This is a genomic window from Burkholderia sp. Bp9140 (assembly GCF_003853425.1).
Taxonomy (GTDB): domain Bacteria; phylum Pseudomonadota; class Gammaproteobacteria; order Burkholderiales; family Burkholderiaceae; genus Burkholderia.
In genome coordinates this window covers 147899-161243 of record NZ_QTPQ01000004.1, presented here as the reverse complement: position 1 = coordinate 161243, position 13345 = coordinate 147899, and the positions used below count along the sequence as shown (strand labels likewise).

The following is a 13345-nucleotide window of genomic DNA, read 5'->3' as shown; positions in this document are numbered from 1 at the left end:
ATTCTCCACTTCAGTCCAATTTGTGTACCGGAAACCGCTCCGGCTTTATTTCTTGCGCGGCGCGACGGCCGCCGCTCTTTCCCGTACGCAGCGCCCGGGCGCCGCGCACTGCATTCTTTCGTGGCCGCGGGCCTTAGCCCACGACCGCACGCACGATCAGGATCAGCACGCCGATGAACACGCCGGCCGCGATCAACGCGACGATCAGCACGTGCAGCGGATTGAGCTGCGTCGCATCGGCCTCCAGGTCGCGCCGCTTGCGCACCCCGAAGAACGACCACAACACCGCTCGCAACGCCTGGCCGAACGACCCGCTCCGCTTCGTCTCCGTCATCACCCCGTCTCCGTCGTCATGCGTCCGGCTTCGCCGCGCCCTGCGCCGCCGTCTTGCGCGGTGCCGGCGCCGGCTCGGCCGGCGTATTCAGTTCGAAGAACGTATACGACAGCGTGATCGTCTTCACGTCCTTCGGCAGCTTCGGATCGATCACGAACACCACCTGCATCTTGCGCGACTCGTTCGCGGCCAGCGTCTGCTGCGTGAAGCAAAAACACTCGATCTTCTTGAAGAACTCCGTCGCCTGCTTCGGCGCGTAGCTCGGAATCGCCTGCGCGACCATCGGCCGGCCCTGCCCGTTGGTCACGTCGTACACGATGGTCGTCAGTTCGCCGGGATGCACGTCGAGGCTGTTGTGCTCCGGCTTGAAACCGAGCGGGCCGCGCGCATTCGCATCGAACTCGACCGACACCGTACGGCTGGTGTCGACCTGCGAGTTCTTCGCCTCGCGTTCGCTGACATCGCGCTGCACCAGGTTGTTGATGCCGGTGATCTGGCAGATCGCGCGATACATCGGGATCAGCGCGAAGCCGAAGCCGAACATCAGTCCGGCCACGACGAAGAGCTTCACCAGCATCGAACGATTGAACGCCCGATCGACGGCGCCCGCTTCCGGCTTCGACATACGACTACTTCCTCGCTACTGCGTCAGTTGCTGCATCAGTGAGTGGACAGCCACCACTGCTTGATCACGACACCCACAAAGAAAACGGCGGCGATGACGAGCAGGATGAGGCCGAGCCGCTTGTTGCCCGCGCGAATCTGCTCGGGCGTTCGTCTTTCCTGTGGATTCCGGTTCATCTGAAACTTCGCTGAAACTGCGATTTGGCGCCCGCCGCGCCTGCCTGCGTGGCAGGCAGCGGCGGAACGCTGGGCAAGACTTATTCGACGTGCGGCGGTTGCTCGAACGTGTGGAACGGAGCCGGGCTCGGCACCGTCCACTCGAGGCCCGTCGCGCCATCCCACGGCTTGTCCGACGCCTTTTCCAGCTCGCCGCCGCCACGGTAGGCCGGCAGCGCGACCGCGAACAGGAAGTACACCTGCGCGAGGCCGAAGCCGAATGCGCCGATCGTCGCCACCTGGTTGAAGTCCGTGAACTGCGCCGGGTAGTCCGCATAGCGGCGCGGCATGCCCGCGAGACCGACGAAGTGCATCGGGAAGAACGTCAGGTTGAAGAAGATCATCGACGACCAGAAGTGGATCTTGCCGCGCGTCTCGTTGTACATCCAGCCCGTCCACTTCGGCGCCCAGTAGTACCAGCCCGAGAACAGCGCGAACAGCGACCCGGCCACCAGCACGTAGTGGAAGTGCGCCACCACGAAGTAGGTGCCGTGGTACTGGATGTCGAGCGGTGCCATCGCCAGCATCAGGCCCGTCAGGCCGCCGAACGTGAATACGAACAGGAAGCCGATCGCGAACAGCATCGGGGTTTCGAACGTCATCGAGCCGCGCCACATCGTCGCGAGCCAGTTGAACACCTTCACGCCCGTCGGCACCGCGATCAGCATCGTCGCGTACATGAAGAACAGCTGGCCGGTGACCGGCATGCCCGTCGCGAACATGTGGTGCGCCCAGACCATGAACGACAGGATCGCGATCGAAGCCGTCGCGTACACCATCGAGCTATAGCCGAACAGCGTCTTGCGTGCGAACGCCGGGATCACCTGCGACACGATCCCGAACGCCGGCAGAATCATGATGTACACCTCGGGGTGGCCGAAGAACCAGAAGATGTGCTGGTACATCACCGGGTCGCCGCCGCCTGCCGCGTTGAAGAACGACGTGCCGAAGTGGCGGTCGAACAGCACCATCGTGATCGCGCCTGCCAGGACCGGCATCACGGCGATCAGCAGGTACGCGGTGATCAGCCAGGTCCATGCGAACATCGGCATCTTCATCAGCGTCATGCCCGGTGCGCGCATGTTCAGGATCGTCACGACGATGTTGATCCCGCCCATGATCGACGATGCGCCCATGATGTGGACCGCGAAGATCGCGAAGTCCATGCCCGGGCCCATCTGCGTCGACAGCGGTGCGTACAGCGTCCAGCCGGCGGCCGTCGCGCCGCCCGGCGCGAAGAACGAACCGACGAGCAGCACGGCCGCGACCGGCAGCAGCCAGAAGCTGAAGTTGTTCATCCGCGCGAACGCCATGTCGGACGCGCCGATCTGCAGCGGAATCATCCAGTTCGCGAAGCCGACGAACGCCGGCATGATCGCGCCGAACACCATGATCAGGCCGTGCATCGTCGTGAGTTCGTTGAAGAACTCCGGACGCATGATCTGCAGGCCCGGCTCGAACAGCTCGACACGGATGCCGAGCGCCATCACGCCGCCCGACAGGAACATGATGAACGAGAACAGCAGGTACAGCGTACCGATGTCCTTGTGGTTGGTGGCGAACAGCCAGCGCCGCCAGCCGTGCGGCATTTCGTGCGCGTGGTCGTCGTGCGCGTGGTCCGCGGCTACGTCGTGCCCGATGCTAGACATGAGAATCTCCTAATGCGAATACGTCGACTAACTCAGCGACACGTCAAGCCGCCGGCCCGATCTCGACCCGCCGGGCTTCCTTCGCGTCAGCCCCGCCCGTGATCGTTTCCGGCTTTTTGAGAATAATGTGGTCTTCCGCCACGCCTGCTGCCTTCAGCGCGTCGCGCACGGCCTGCGCACGATGCTTGGCCAGTTCGGCGTTCGCGTCGGCCGAGCCCGTCTTGTCGGTGAAACCCGACAGCGCGAGCTTCGCGTCCGGATGTGCCTTCGCATAGTCGGCTGCCGCTGCGATCGCCGCTTTCGCGTCGGCCGGCAGCACGCTCTTGCCCGTTTCGAAGTAGATCGTCGACAGTGCAGCCGATGCTGCCGCCGGCTGCTCGGCCGCGCCCGACGCGGCTTGCGCCGGTGCCGAGGCCGCTTCGGCCGGCGCTGCCGCGCCTGCCGTGTCTTCCGGCATCTTGCCGTTGCGCGCATCAGCCACCTGCTTCGGCTGCAGCAGGTCGTTCTTGTGGTTGCCCCACGAGTTGCGCTCGTACGTGATGACCGATGCGATGTCGAGGTCCGACAGCGACGCCCACGACGGCATGGCACCCTTGCCGTTCAGCACGCGTTCGACGTGGCCGGTGATCGGGCCGTTCACGATCGGGCTGCCGTCCATGGCCGGGAACGCGCCGAGGCCCTTGCCGCTCACCTGGTGGCAGGCCGCGCAGTTCGCCTTGTAGACTTCCTCGCCGTGCGCGACGAGTTCGGCCATCGTGTAGACCTTGTTCGGATCGACCGACGCGCTGGCCAGCTTGGCCTTCTGCGCGGTCACCCACTTCGCGTAGTCGTCGTCCGACAGCACGACGACGACGACCGGCATGAACGCGTGTTCCTTTCCGCACAGTTCGGTACAGAAGCCGCGGAACGTGCCGACCTTATCGGCCTTGAACCACGTATCGCGCACGAAGCCGGGGATCGCATCCTGCTTCACGCCGAACGCGGGCACGTACCACGAGTGAACGACGTCGTTCGCGGTCGTGATGATGCGGATCTTCTTGTTGACCGGCACGACGAGCGGGTTGTCGACTTCCTGCAGATAGGTGTCGGTGATCGGCTTCTTGCCCATCACTTCGTCACGCGGGGTGCTGAGCGTCGACAGGAAGCTGATGCCCTCGCCCGGGCCCTTCACGTAGTCGTAGCCCCACTTCCACTGGTAGCCGGTGACCTTGATCGTGAGATCGGCGTTGGTCGTGTCCTTCATCGCGACGACGGCCTTCGTGGCCGGCAGCGCCATCAGCACGACGATGACGAACGGCACGATCGTCCAGATGATCTCGACGGTCGTGCTTTCATGGAAATTGGCGGCCTTGTGGCCTTTGGATTTGCGGTGCGCGAAGATCGAATAGAACATCACGCCGAACACGCCGACGAAGATCACCGTACACAGGATCAGCATCATCGTGTGGAGATCGTAGAGCTCCTCGGCGATCTTCGTGACAGGCGGCTGAAAGTTGATCTCGTTGACGCGGGGGCCGCCCGGGCTATCACCGACCGCCAGAGCCGCGCCGGCAAAGAGCAATCCGCTGCATGCCAGCACGCCCGTGAGGGCTCGCTTGATTGTTTTCATAGCATCCTTACCCAAAATTTCCATTCAAACCCTCCCCCGTCGCAAGCCGCCCGCCCGTTCCGGCCGGTGCCCGCGCTTCGTCAGCCGCAGCGCCTGAGCGCGACGCGCAGTTCGTCGGCGAACTGCGCACGCTTGTGCTGCGCGAGATGCTGCCCGATTACGACGGTCTGCCCGCGCGATACCAGTCGAATCGGATCGCGTGGCGTCGCACCCGGCTCGACCCGCACCCAGCGCGGGTTGAATTCGATCTGCGTGAACCGCTCCGCATCCATCCGCTCGATCACGAGCCGGTGCGGAAACAGCCTGATGCGCTCGTAATCGACCGCATGACGGGCATAGATCGCGAACGCGATTCCTACCGCCAGCAATTCGATTCCGGTGAAGGGCATGACGAGCCAGGCCCCCCGCCACATCAGCAATGCCGCGATCACCAGCGAGAAGCCCGCGAGCGACGCGTAAAACAGCACGAACTGGCGCGGCGACACCGAACAGTTGCGCTTCATGAGCCAGTCCTCGAGGACCGGTTCGCCGTTCGCCGTCTCCGCCGAAACCCTCGCTGCTTCCATCGCCGCCTCACGCGAATGGCATGCGATGCATGCCTGCATCGGACTCGTCGCCCCGTATTGCGGGGACCCCGGGACGACAAGCTGACGCATTATAGGCGGGTTCAATGGCATCCACAAGCAAGCGGCTATCGGCCCGCAAGCCAAGCGCCACAAGCTTCCCGGCCGTTTTCGCCCTCAATTCGACCCTGCTTTGCGCCGCTAATTTCAGACATAACAAAACCCCTCTTTACCGCTTTACCGATTCTTCGGACGCCCCTTTCCGATATCTTCGATACGCACGATCCCGTGACCCTCGGCGGTCGTGCGCGGCACGGCCTTCCACGCGTGGCCGTAGATCACCTCGAACGTCAGCGCAATCGTGCCGTCCGCGCGCCGGCGCGCTTCCAGCGCGTCGCCGAGCGCCGCGCGAAAGCGCCGCGTCGCGCGCTGCGGCGCCGCGCGGTCGAACGGATAGGCGCCCCAGCGGCGCACGTCGGCCAGCAGGGAATCGGGCGTCTTGTACGTGACGGTGAGCACTTCCTGGTCCATCACCGGAATCTCGAAGCCGCTCTCGACGAGCATGTCGCCGAGGTCGTGCATGTCGACGAAATCGATCACGCGCGCGGCGGGTGGCGCGATGCCGAGCGCCGCTTCGGCGTCCGCGCCGGCCGCGCGCAGCTCGCGCAGCGTGTCGGGGCCGAGCGTGCTGAACATCAGCAGGCCGTTCACGCGCAGCACGCGCTGCCATTCGGGGAATACCGTATCGGGACGCGAGTGCCAGTGCAGCGCGAGATTCGACCAGATCAGGTCGAACGCGCCGGCCGCGAACGGCAGCGCCGAGAAGTCGGCCTGCGCGACGCGCGGGCCGCGCTGGCCCAGCGCCCGGCCGAGCGACGCGGGCAGCCAGCGGCGCCAGCTCGCCTGCTCGACCTCGCGCTGCCCCGCCCGCGCGAGCATCGCGCCGGACAGGTCGACGCCGAACACCGGGGCTTCGGGAAAGCGCGCGCGCAGCGCCGGCAGGTCGTCGCCCGCGCCGCAGCCCGCATCGAGCACGGCAGCGGGGCTCACCTTGATGTATTCGAGACGCTCGTTCATCCGCTGCGCGATCTCGCGCGGCAGGAACGCAACCGCGTCGAACGCGGCGGCACGGCGATCGAAGATCCGCCGCAAGCGCCGGGCGTCATTGGCCGGACGGCCGGTTGGAGTCGAAGCTGGGGACATGTCGGGCACACTGGCGAAGAGCCCGAAGTATACTCGCTCGCCTCGCAGCCTTCAGCGAGACGGGGCCGCCAGGAGTGTTCGCGATGGATCGCCGTTTCGCCCCGCGCCCGATGCGCGTCGTTTTGTCGCAGGTTCGCGCGCTGGCCGTGCAGGTCGTCACGCTCGCGTTGCCGAATCGATGCGCACTGTGCGGCAATTTGTCACACACGGTGATTTGCAGCGCCTGCGACGCCGCTTACTGGAATGAAGCACGGCTGCGCTGCGATGTCTGCGCGGTGCCGCTGGGTGTCGGGCGGCCGCGTCCGCGCGGGGCCCGCGGCCGGCCCGCCGGCGCCGGCGCTTCGTTCGCCTACCGGTGCGATGCATGCCGCGCGACACCGCCGCCGTTCGATGCGACGCTCGCGCTCGCCGATTACCGCGCGCCGCTCGACGCGCTCGCGCGCGGCCTGAAGTTTCATGCGCGGCTCGCACTCGGCGCGCAATTCGCGGCCCGGCTCGCGCAGCGGGTCGACGACGCGGACGCGCTGCGCGCCGCGGGCGGCTTCGACGTGATCGCGCCGGTGCCGCTGTCGCACGGACGGCTCGTCGCGCGCGGCTACAACCAGGCGTGGGCGATCGCGCGGCCGCTCGCGCGCAGGCTCGGCGTGCGCGCCGAAGCGGCGCTGCTCGCGCGCGTGGCCGAAACCGCGCCGCAGTCGCGGCTCGACCGGCGCGCGCGGCGCGACAACGTGATCGCGGCGTTCTCGGCGGCGGGCGACCTCACCGGCCGCCACGTGGCGCTCGTCGACGACGTGATGACGTCCGGCGCGACGCTCGCGGCCGCCGCGCGGGCATTGAAGGCGGCGGGGGCCGCGCGCGTGACGAATCTGGTTGCGCTGCGCACCGCCAGGGATTAATTAGATAGAGAGGCCGGCCGCCCGCACGCGGCGGCCGTCACGAACCGGCCGGCCGGGAAGGAAAGCACGTCGCTCCGCCCCGGCCGGCCCAGCCAGACCCAACCATGTTCAACGTCGTCCTCGTCGCTCCCGAAATTCCGCCGAACACCGGCAACGTGATCCGCCTGTGCGCCAACACCGGCGCGCGCCTGCACCTGATCGAGCCGCTCGGCTTTCCGCTCGACGACGCGAAGATGCGCCGCGCGGGCCTCGACTATCACGAGTACGCGCAAATGCGCGTGCACCGCGACTGGGACGCGTTCGTCGCGGCCGAAGCGCCCGATCCCGCGCGGATGTTCGCGTTCACGACCCGCGGCTCGGGCCGCTTCCACGACCACGCATTCGTGCCGGGCGACTGGTTCGTGTTCGGCTCGGAAACGCGCGGGCTTCCGGCCGACCTGCTCGAGCGCCTCCCGAACGAACAGCGCGTGCGCCTGCCGATGCGGCCGGGCAACCGCAGCCTGAACCTGTCGAACACGGTGGCCGTGGTCGTGTTCGAGGCGTGGCGCCAGGCCGGCTTCGAAGGCGGCGCCTGACACGCACGCCCGGCTCGCGCCGCGCGGCCGGGCGTACTAGATGCGCGCGAGCCGCGCACGATACAGGTCGTATAGGTCGGATGAAAAGCACGCGAACACCACGCGCGCGAGGTTCGGCGCCTGCGGCAGCATTTCGGCGACCGTGCCGACCGCGATGTCGACGGCCTCGTCGGCCGGATAGCGGTATACGCCGCAGCTGATCGCCGGGAATGCAATCGATGTCGCCGCAACCTCTTCGGCGAGCTCGATCGCACGCCGGTAGCACGCGGCGAGCAGTTCGGGCTCGCCGCGCCCGCCGCCGTGCCACACCGGGCCGACCGCATGAATCACGTAGCGTGCGGGCAGGCCATGGCCGCGCGTGAGCTTCGCGTCGCCGGTCTCGCAGCCGCCGAGCGTGCGGCACTCGGCCAGCAGGCCCGGACCGGCCACGCGATGGATCGCGCCGTCGACCCCGCCGCCGCCGAGCAGCGAACCGTTCGCGGCATTGACGATCACATCGACGTCGAGCGTCGTGATGTCGACGAGTTGCACGTCGAACGTGGTGGAACCGATCTGCAGCATGACACCCTCCCGAAACGCCGGAGACAGTTCAAGCGTAGTGCGCTTTGGCGCCGCCCGCTTTGCGCGAGTGCGCCCGGCCGCAAGAATCGGTGTGATTCGCCGGTGTCATTCGGCGCGCGCGTCGCGCCGCAGCAGGCCGCTGACCGCATCGCGCGGTGCGACGCCGTCGAACAGCACGCCGCACACGGCTTCGGTGATCGGCATTTCGATCGCTTGCGCGCGCGCAAGCGCGAGCACCGCCTGCGCGCAGCGCACGCCTTCGGCCACGTGGCCGAGCGCGCCGAGGATGTCGTTCAGCGAGCGGCCGGCCGCCAGCTGCAGGCCGACCGTGCGATTGCGCGACAGGTCGCCCGTCGCGGTGAGGATCAGGTCGCCGAGGCCCGTGAGGCCCGTGAAGGTTTCCGCGCGGCCGCCGAGCGCGACGCCGAGGCGCGACATTTCGGCGAGGCCGCGCGTGACCAGCGCGGCACGCGCGTTCAGCCCGAGCCCGAGGCCGTCGGCGATGCCGGTCGCGATCGCCAGCACGTTCTTCACCGCGCCGCCGACCTCGACGCCGACCACGTCGTCGCCCGTATAGATCCGCATCGCGCCGTGATGGAACGCGGCGAGCGTGCGCTCGCGGCATTCGGCGGACGTGCTCGCGACCGTCAGCGCGACGGGCAGCCCGAGCCCGACCTCGCGGGCGAAGCTCGGCCCCGACAGCACGCCATTGCTGTGCTGCCCCGGCAGTTCGGCTGCGATCACCTGGTGCGGCAGCAGATGCGTGTCGGCCTCGAAGCCCTTGCAGACCCACACGACATGCGCGGGCACGCAGCCCGCGTCGCGCATCGCGCCGAACAGCGTGCGCAGCCCGGCCACGGGGGCGGCAATCACGCACAGCGCGTCGTCCGCGGCGCCGTGCGCGAGCGCGGCGCCGAGATCGGCGTCGTAGCGCAGCGCGTCGGGCAGCGCGATGCCGTCCAGATAGCGGGAATTTTCGTGCCGGGCCTGCAGCCCGGCGATCAGCGCGGCGTCGCGCGCCCAGAGAAGCGTATCGTGCCGCGCGGCCAGATGGCCCGCGAGCGCGGTGCCCCAGGCACCGGCGCCGAGAACGGCTACTTTCATACCCAGCACCGGTCCGGAGTGAAACGTCAGTTCAGCGTCGTGCCGTTCGGCGCGCCTGCCGCACCGGCCTGCTGCTGCTGAAGCTGCGCGAGACGCTGCTCGTACAGCGCCTGGAAGTTGATTTCCGCCAGGTGGATCGGCGGGAAGCCCGCACGCGTGATCGCGTCGGCGATGTTCGAGCGCAGATACGGGAACAGGATCGTCGGGCAAGCGATGCCGACGAGCGGGTCGAGCTGTTCGTCGGGAATGTTACGAATGTCGAAAATGCCGGCCTGCTTCGCTTCGATCAGGAACGCGACCTTGTCCTTCACCTTCGCGGTGACGGTACCCGACACGACGACCTCGAACACGCTTTCCGCGAGGCGCTCGGCCTTGACGTCGACTTCGACTTCAACCGACGGCATGTCCTGCTCGAGGAAGATCGCCGGCGAATTCGGCTGCTCGAGCGACATATCCTTCAGGTAGACGCGCTGGATGTTGAAGAACGGTTGGTTTTCGACGTCGGACATGGTGTTTCCCTAAAAGTGGTGACGGGGTGGCCCGGCTTCACGCCGGCCGCCTCGGTTGAATCCTGCGCGCCCAAGCCGCGGCGCGGCCGGCGGCCATTCTGCCCTAATCAGGCCGCTTGCAGAAGCGGCAACAGCCCGCCTTCGCGGTCGAGCTTCGACAGATCGTCGTAACCGCCGACGTGCGTCTCGCCGATATAGATCTGCGGCACCGTGCGACGGCCCGTGCGCGACATCATTTCCTCACGGCGGCCCGGATCGCGGTCGACCAGCACCTTTTCGATCTGCTCGACGCCGCGCAGCTTCAGCAGGCGCTCGGCCTGAATGCAATACGGACACACCTGCGTGCTGTACATCAAAACCTTGCTCACTTCGCCACTCCTTGTTTGACGACCGGCATCCCGGCCTGCTGCCAGGCGGCGACGCCGCCCTCGAGCACGTGTACCTCGGCATAGCCTGCCGCCTCGATCTCGCGCGCCGCCTTCTGCGACTGCTGGCCGTTCTGGCAGACGAGCAGCACGGGGGTGCTCTTGTTTTTCGCGACCTGCGCAATCTTCGCGCCGATCTCGCCGGCGGCGACCTGACGTGCAGACGGCAGGTGGCCGGCGGCGAAGTCGGACGCCGCGCGCAGGTCGATCACGACCGCGTTGCGGCGATTGATGAGCTGCGTCGCCTCCGCGGCCGACAGGCCGCCGCGGCCGCGACGCAGGGCGGGCCATGCGAGCAGACCGCCGGAAACCAGCAGGATCGCGATAAGGGCCAGGTTCGTGTAATCGGTAAAGAACTTCACGGAATTCCGCCGGAAAAAGAGAAATCGGAAAAGGACAATCCGGCCATTATAAAATAACCGTCTTGCGCGATGGCGGGCCCGGACCGGGTACCGCGCGACGCGCCCCGCTTCCTTCACTACCGACCGCAAGATCCATGTACAAACTCGTTCTCATCCGCCACGGCGAATCGACGTGGAACAAGGAAAACCGCTTCACCGGCTGGGTCGACGTCGACCTGACCGAACAGGGTCGCAACGAGGCCTACCAGGCCGGCGAATTGCTCAAGGAGGCCGGCTACACGTTCGACATCGCGTACACGTCGGTGCTCAAGCGCGCGATCCGCACGCTGTGGCACGTGCAGGACAAGATGGACCTGATGTACCTGCCGGTCGTCCACTCGTGGCGCCTGAACGAGCGCCACTACGGCGCGCTGTCGGGCCTGAACAAGGCGGAAACGGCCGCGAAGTTCGGCGACGACCAGGTGCTCGTGTGGCGCCGCAGTTACGACACGCCGCCGCCCGCGCTCGAGCCGACCGACGAACGCGCACCGTTCAGCGACCCGCGCTACGCGAAGGTGCCGCGCGAGCAGCTGCCGCTCACCGAGTGCCTGAAGGATACGGTCGCGCGCGTGCTGCCGCTGTGGAACGAGTCGATCGCGCCGGCCGTCCGTGCGGGCAAGCAGGTGCTGATCGCCGCGCACGGCAACTCGCTGCGCGCGCTGATCAAGTACCTCGACGGCATCTCGGACAGCGACATCGTCGGCCTGAACATCCCGAACGGCGTGCCGCTCGTGTATGAACTCGACGAGGACCTGAAGCCGATCACGCACTACTACCTGGGCGACCAGGACGCGATCGCGAAGGCACAGGCCGCCGTCGCGAAGCAGGGCAAGGCGGGCTGACGCCCGACACGCCGGGCATGCCGCGTCGGGCGCGGCCTGTCCGGCACGCCCCGGCGCGCGGCGCGAACGCGGCGCGAACCTTCGCGGCCCCGGTGCTGTCGAATCGGCTTTCGAATCCGCAGCGCGTCCGGCGGCACCCCGCCGGGGCTCGGGGCCCGGGACCGCGGGACCATTTCGCACCGTTCCACTGAGCAATCGGGCGAACAGTTATACTTGTCCGCTACATCCCCGCTACCGCCACGCGCTTCCCGACCGCACCAGACTCTCTATGCGAATGAAATTGAAGAACATCGGCCTGATTGCCGCGGGCCTCGCCACGGGCGTATTCGCCACGCTGCAGGTTTCGGCATCGGCCGAGCAGACCGCCACGGCACCGCTTCCCCTCGACCAGCTCCGCCTGTTCGCGGAAGTGTTCGGCCAGATCAAGCGCGAGTACGTCGAGCCGGTCGACGACAAGAAGCTGCTGACGGCGGCGATCAAGGGCATGGTATCGAGCCTCGACCCGCACTCGTCGTTCCTCGACAAGACCGACTATGACGAACTTCAGGAGCAGACCAAGGGGCGCTTCGCGGGCCTCGGCATCGAGATCTCGCAGGAAGACGGCCTCGTCAAGGTGATCTCGCCGATCGAGGATACCCCCGCGTTCCGCGCCGGCATCCGTCCGGGCGACCTGATCACGCGCATCAACGACAAGCCGGTGCGCGGCATGACGCTCGACAAGGCCGTCAAGCAGATGCGCGGCGAGCCGGGCACCAAGGTCACGCTGACGATCTTCCGCAAGAGCGACGACCGCACGTTCCCGATCACGGTCACGCGCGCGATCATCAAGGTCCAGAGCGTGAAGATGAAGCTGCTCGACCCGGGCTACGCATACATCCGGATCACGAGCTTCCAGGAGCGCACGACGCCCGATCTCGCCGCGAAGCTGCAGGACATCGCACGCCAGCAGCCGAACCTGAAGGGCCTGATCGTCGACCTGCGCAACAACGGCGGCGGCCTGCTGCAGAGCGCGGTCGGCGTCGCCGGCGCGTTCCTGCCGCCCGACTCCGTCGTCGTGTCGACCAACGGCCAGATCCCGGATTCGAAGCAGGTCTACCGCGATACCTACGACAACTACCGCCTGCCGTCCTTCGACGGCGATCCGCTGAAGAGCCTGCCGCCGGTCTTCAAGACCGTGCCGATGGTCGTGCTGACGAACGCGTACTCGGCGTCCGCGTCGGAAATCGTCGCCGGCGCGCTGCAGGATTCGAAGCGCGCGCAGATCATGGGCAAGACGACGTTCGGCAAGGGCTCGGTGCAGACGGTCCGTCCGATGACGGCCGACACCGCGCTGCGCCTGACGACCGCCTACTACTACACGCCGAGCGGCCGTTCGATCCAGAACAAGGGCATCACGCCCGACGTGCCGGTCGATCAGTACGCGGACGGCGATCCGGACGACGTGCTCGTGACGCGCGAGGTCGATTACACGAACCACCTCGCGAACACGCAGGATCCGAACGAGAAGAAGGAACAGGAAGAGCGCGAGCAGCGCCGGATGGACCAGCTGCGCGTCCTCGAGGAGCAGAACGACAAGAAGACGCCGGAGCAACGCCAGAAGGACCGCGATCGCAAGCCGATCGAGTTCGGCAGCGCCGACGACTTCATGATGCAGCAGGCGCTCAACAAGCTCGAAGGCAAGCCGGTGCAGGAATCGAAGTCGCTGCTCGCCGAGAGCACGGCTAAGAGCCCGGCCGGCAAGGCCGCGTCCGCCGCGAAGGCGTCGGGCGCGAAGGCGGCCGCACCGAAGCCCGCCTCGGCACCGAAGCCCGCGTCGGCACCGCAGTAAGCGCCG

At 67.1% G+C, this 13345-nt stretch carries 16 protein-coding genes; 4 read left to right on the top strand and 12 right to left on the bottom strand.

Features of this window, described 5'->3' with window-relative positions:
* Positions 1 to 133: 133 nt before the first annotated feature.
* The 7 genes from DIE21_RS05330 to DIE21_RS05305 form a co-directional block, all read right to left on the bottom strand.
* Entirely contained in the window at positions 134 to 334 is a 201-nt protein-coding gene (locus DIE21_RS05330) for a DUF2970 domain-containing protein (RefSeq protein ID WP_006760730.1), read from the bottom strand.
* Between the two features lie 16 nt (positions 335 to 350).
* The gene (locus tag DIE21_RS05325; RefSeq protein WP_124496709.1) at positions 351 to 959 is read right to left on the bottom strand and encodes a cytochrome c oxidase assembly protein; all 609 of its coding nucleotides are present in this window, start codon (positions 957 to 959) and stop codon (positions 351 to 353) included.
* A 35-nt stretch (positions 960 to 994) separates the two neighbouring features.
* Positions 995 to 1135 (bottom strand): cytochrome oxidase small assembly protein, encoded by a 141-nt coding sequence (locus DIE21_RS37100; RefSeq protein WP_006760728.1) that lies wholly within the window; start codon positions 1133 to 1135, stop codon positions 995 to 997.
* Positions 1136 to 1215: 80 nt separating this feature from the next.
* Positions 1216 to 2823 (bottom strand): cytochrome c oxidase subunit I, encoded by a 1608-nt coding sequence (ctaD, locus tag DIE21_RS05320; protein ID WP_124496708.1) that lies wholly within the window; start codon positions 2821 to 2823, stop codon positions 1216 to 1218.
* A 43-nt stretch (positions 2824 to 2866) separates the two neighbouring features.
* Positions 2867 to 4456 (bottom strand): cytochrome c oxidase subunit II, encoded by a 1590-nt coding sequence (coxB, locus tag DIE21_RS05315; protein WP_124496707.1) that lies wholly within the window; start codon positions 4454 to 4456, stop codon positions 2867 to 2869.
* A 56-nt stretch (positions 4457 to 4512) separates the two neighbouring features.
* On the bottom strand, positions 4513 to 5037 hold the full coding sequence (locus DIE21_RS05310; protein ID WP_124496768.1) for a DUF2244 domain-containing protein: 525 nt from the start codon (positions 5035 to 5037) through the stop codon (positions 4513 to 4515).
* A 195-nt stretch (positions 5038 to 5232) separates the two neighbouring features.
* Positions 5233 to 6198 carry a methyltransferase domain-containing protein gene (locus DIE21_RS05305; RefSeq protein ID WP_124496706.1) on the bottom strand — a complete coding sequence of 322 codons (966 nt, stop codon included), beginning with the start codon at positions 6196 to 6198 and terminating at the stop codon, positions 5233 to 5235.
* Positions 6199 to 6281: 83 nt separating this feature from the next.
* Between DIE21_RS05305 and DIE21_RS05300 the strand changes: the two genes are divergently transcribed.
* Positions 6282 to 7094: a ComF family protein gene (locus tag DIE21_RS05300; RefSeq protein WP_124496704.1), complete on the top strand. Its 813-nt coding sequence runs from the start codon at positions 6282 to 6284 to the stop codon at positions 7092 to 7094.
* A gap of 104 nt (positions 7095 to 7198) precedes the next feature.
* Entirely contained in the window at positions 7199 to 7669 is a 471-nt protein-coding gene (gene trmL / locus DIE21_RS05295; RefSeq protein ID WP_124496702.1) for a tRNA (uridine(34)/cytosine(34)/5-carboxymethylaminomethyluridine(34)-2'-O)-methyltransferase TrmL, read from the top strand.
* Positions 7670 to 7705: 36 nt separating this feature from the next.
* Here the strand turns inward: trmL and DIE21_RS05290 are convergent, their stop codons facing one another.
* The 5 genes from DIE21_RS05290 to DIE21_RS05270 form a co-directional block, all read right to left on the bottom strand.
* Positions 7706 to 8230: an O-acetyl-ADP-ribose deacetylase gene (locus DIE21_RS05290; RefSeq protein WP_124496700.1), complete on the bottom strand. Its 525-nt coding sequence runs from the start codon at positions 8228 to 8230 to the stop codon at positions 7706 to 7708.
* A gap of 105 nt (positions 8231 to 8335) precedes the next feature.
* Entirely contained in the window at positions 8336 to 9334 is a 999-nt protein-coding gene (locus DIE21_RS05285; RefSeq protein WP_124496698.1) for an NAD(P)H-dependent glycerol-3-phosphate dehydrogenase, read from the bottom strand.
* Between the two features lie 26 nt (positions 9335 to 9360).
* On the bottom strand, positions 9361 to 9843 hold the full coding sequence (secB, locus tag DIE21_RS05280) for a protein-export chaperone SecB (protein ID WP_014895954.1): 483 nt from the start codon (positions 9841 to 9843) through the stop codon (positions 9361 to 9363).
* A 107-nt stretch (positions 9844 to 9950) separates the two neighbouring features.
* Positions 9951 to 10211: a glutaredoxin 3 gene (gene grxC / locus DIE21_RS05275; protein WP_124496696.1), complete on the bottom strand. Its 261-nt coding sequence runs from the start codon at positions 10209 to 10211 to the stop codon at positions 9951 to 9953.
* Complete coding sequence (locus DIE21_RS05270; RefSeq protein WP_124496694.1) at positions 10208 to 10630, bottom strand: rhodanese-like domain-containing protein; 423 nt, start codon at positions 10628 to 10630, stop codon at positions 10208 to 10210. The genes grxC and DIE21_RS05270 overlap by 4 nt, the downstream gene beginning before the upstream one ends.
* A gap of 134 nt (positions 10631 to 10764) precedes the next feature.
* Between DIE21_RS05270 and gpmA the strand changes: the two genes are divergently transcribed.
* Both gpmA and DIE21_RS05260 read left to right on the top strand, forming a co-directional pair.
* Complete coding sequence (gpmA, locus tag DIE21_RS05265) at positions 10765 to 11511, top strand: 2,3-diphosphoglycerate-dependent phosphoglycerate mutase (protein ID WP_124496692.1); 747 nt, start codon at positions 10765 to 10767, stop codon at positions 11509 to 11511.
* A gap of 268 nt (positions 11512 to 11779) precedes the next feature.
* Complete coding sequence (locus DIE21_RS05260) at positions 11780 to 13339, top strand: S41 family peptidase (protein WP_124496690.1); 1560 nt, start codon at positions 11780 to 11782, stop codon at positions 13337 to 13339.
* Positions 13340 to 13345: the final 6 nt, after the last annotated feature.

Excerpts from the sequence above, each read along its gene's own strand:
- ctaD (WP_124496708.1), bottom strand. The coding sequence starts at position 2,823 with ATGTCTAGCATCGGGCACGACGTAGCCGCGGACCACGCGCACGACGAC.
- coxB (WP_124496707.1), bottom strand. The coding sequence starts at position 4,456 with ATGGAAATTTTGGGTAAGGATGCTATGAAAACAATCAAGCGAGCCCTC.
- DIE21_RS37100 (WP_006760728.1), bottom strand. The coding sequence starts at position 1,135 with ATGAACCGGAATCCACAGGAAAGACGAACGCCCGAGCAGATTCGCGCG.
- DIE21_RS05260 (WP_124496690.1), top strand. The coding sequence starts at position 11,780 with ATGCGAATGAAATTGAAGAACATCGGCCTGATTGCCGCGGGCCTCGCC.
- gpmA (WP_124496692.1), top strand. The coding sequence starts at position 10,765 with ATGTACAAACTCGTTCTCATCCGCCACGGCGAATCGACGTGGAACAAG.
- DIE21_RS05305 (WP_124496706.1), bottom strand. The coding sequence starts at position 6,198 with ATGTCCCCAGCTTCGACTCCAACCGGCCGTCCGGCCAATGACGCCCGG.
- trmL (WP_124496702.1), top strand. The coding sequence starts at position 7,199 with ATGTTCAACGTCGTCCTCGTCGCTCCCGAAATTCCGCCGAACACCGGC.
- secB (WP_014895954.1), bottom strand. The coding sequence starts at position 9,843 with ATGTCCGACGTCGAAAACCAACCGTTCTTCAACATCCAGCGCGTCTAC.
- DIE21_RS05290 (WP_124496700.1), bottom strand. The coding sequence starts at position 8,230 with ATGCTGCAGATCGGTTCCACCACGTTCGACGTGCAACTCGTCGACATC.
- DIE21_RS05325 (WP_124496709.1), bottom strand. The coding sequence starts at position 959 with ATGTCGAAGCCGGAAGCGGGCGCCGTCGATCGGGCGTTCAATCGTTCG.
- DIE21_RS05310 (WP_124496768.1), bottom strand. The coding sequence starts at position 5,037 with ATGCAGGCATGCATCGCATGCCATTCGCGTGAGGCGGCGATGGAAGCA.
- DIE21_RS05300 (WP_124496704.1), top strand. The coding sequence starts at position 6,282 with ATGGATCGCCGTTTCGCCCCGCGCCCGATGCGCGTCGTTTTGTCGCAG.
- DIE21_RS05330 (WP_006760730.1), bottom strand. The coding sequence starts at position 334 with ATGACGGAGACGAAGCGGAGCGGGTCGTTCGGCCAGGCGTTGCGAGCG.
- DIE21_RS05285 (WP_124496698.1), bottom strand. The coding sequence starts at position 9,334 with ATGAAAGTAGCCGTTCTCGGCGCCGGTGCCTGGGGCACCGCGCTCGCG.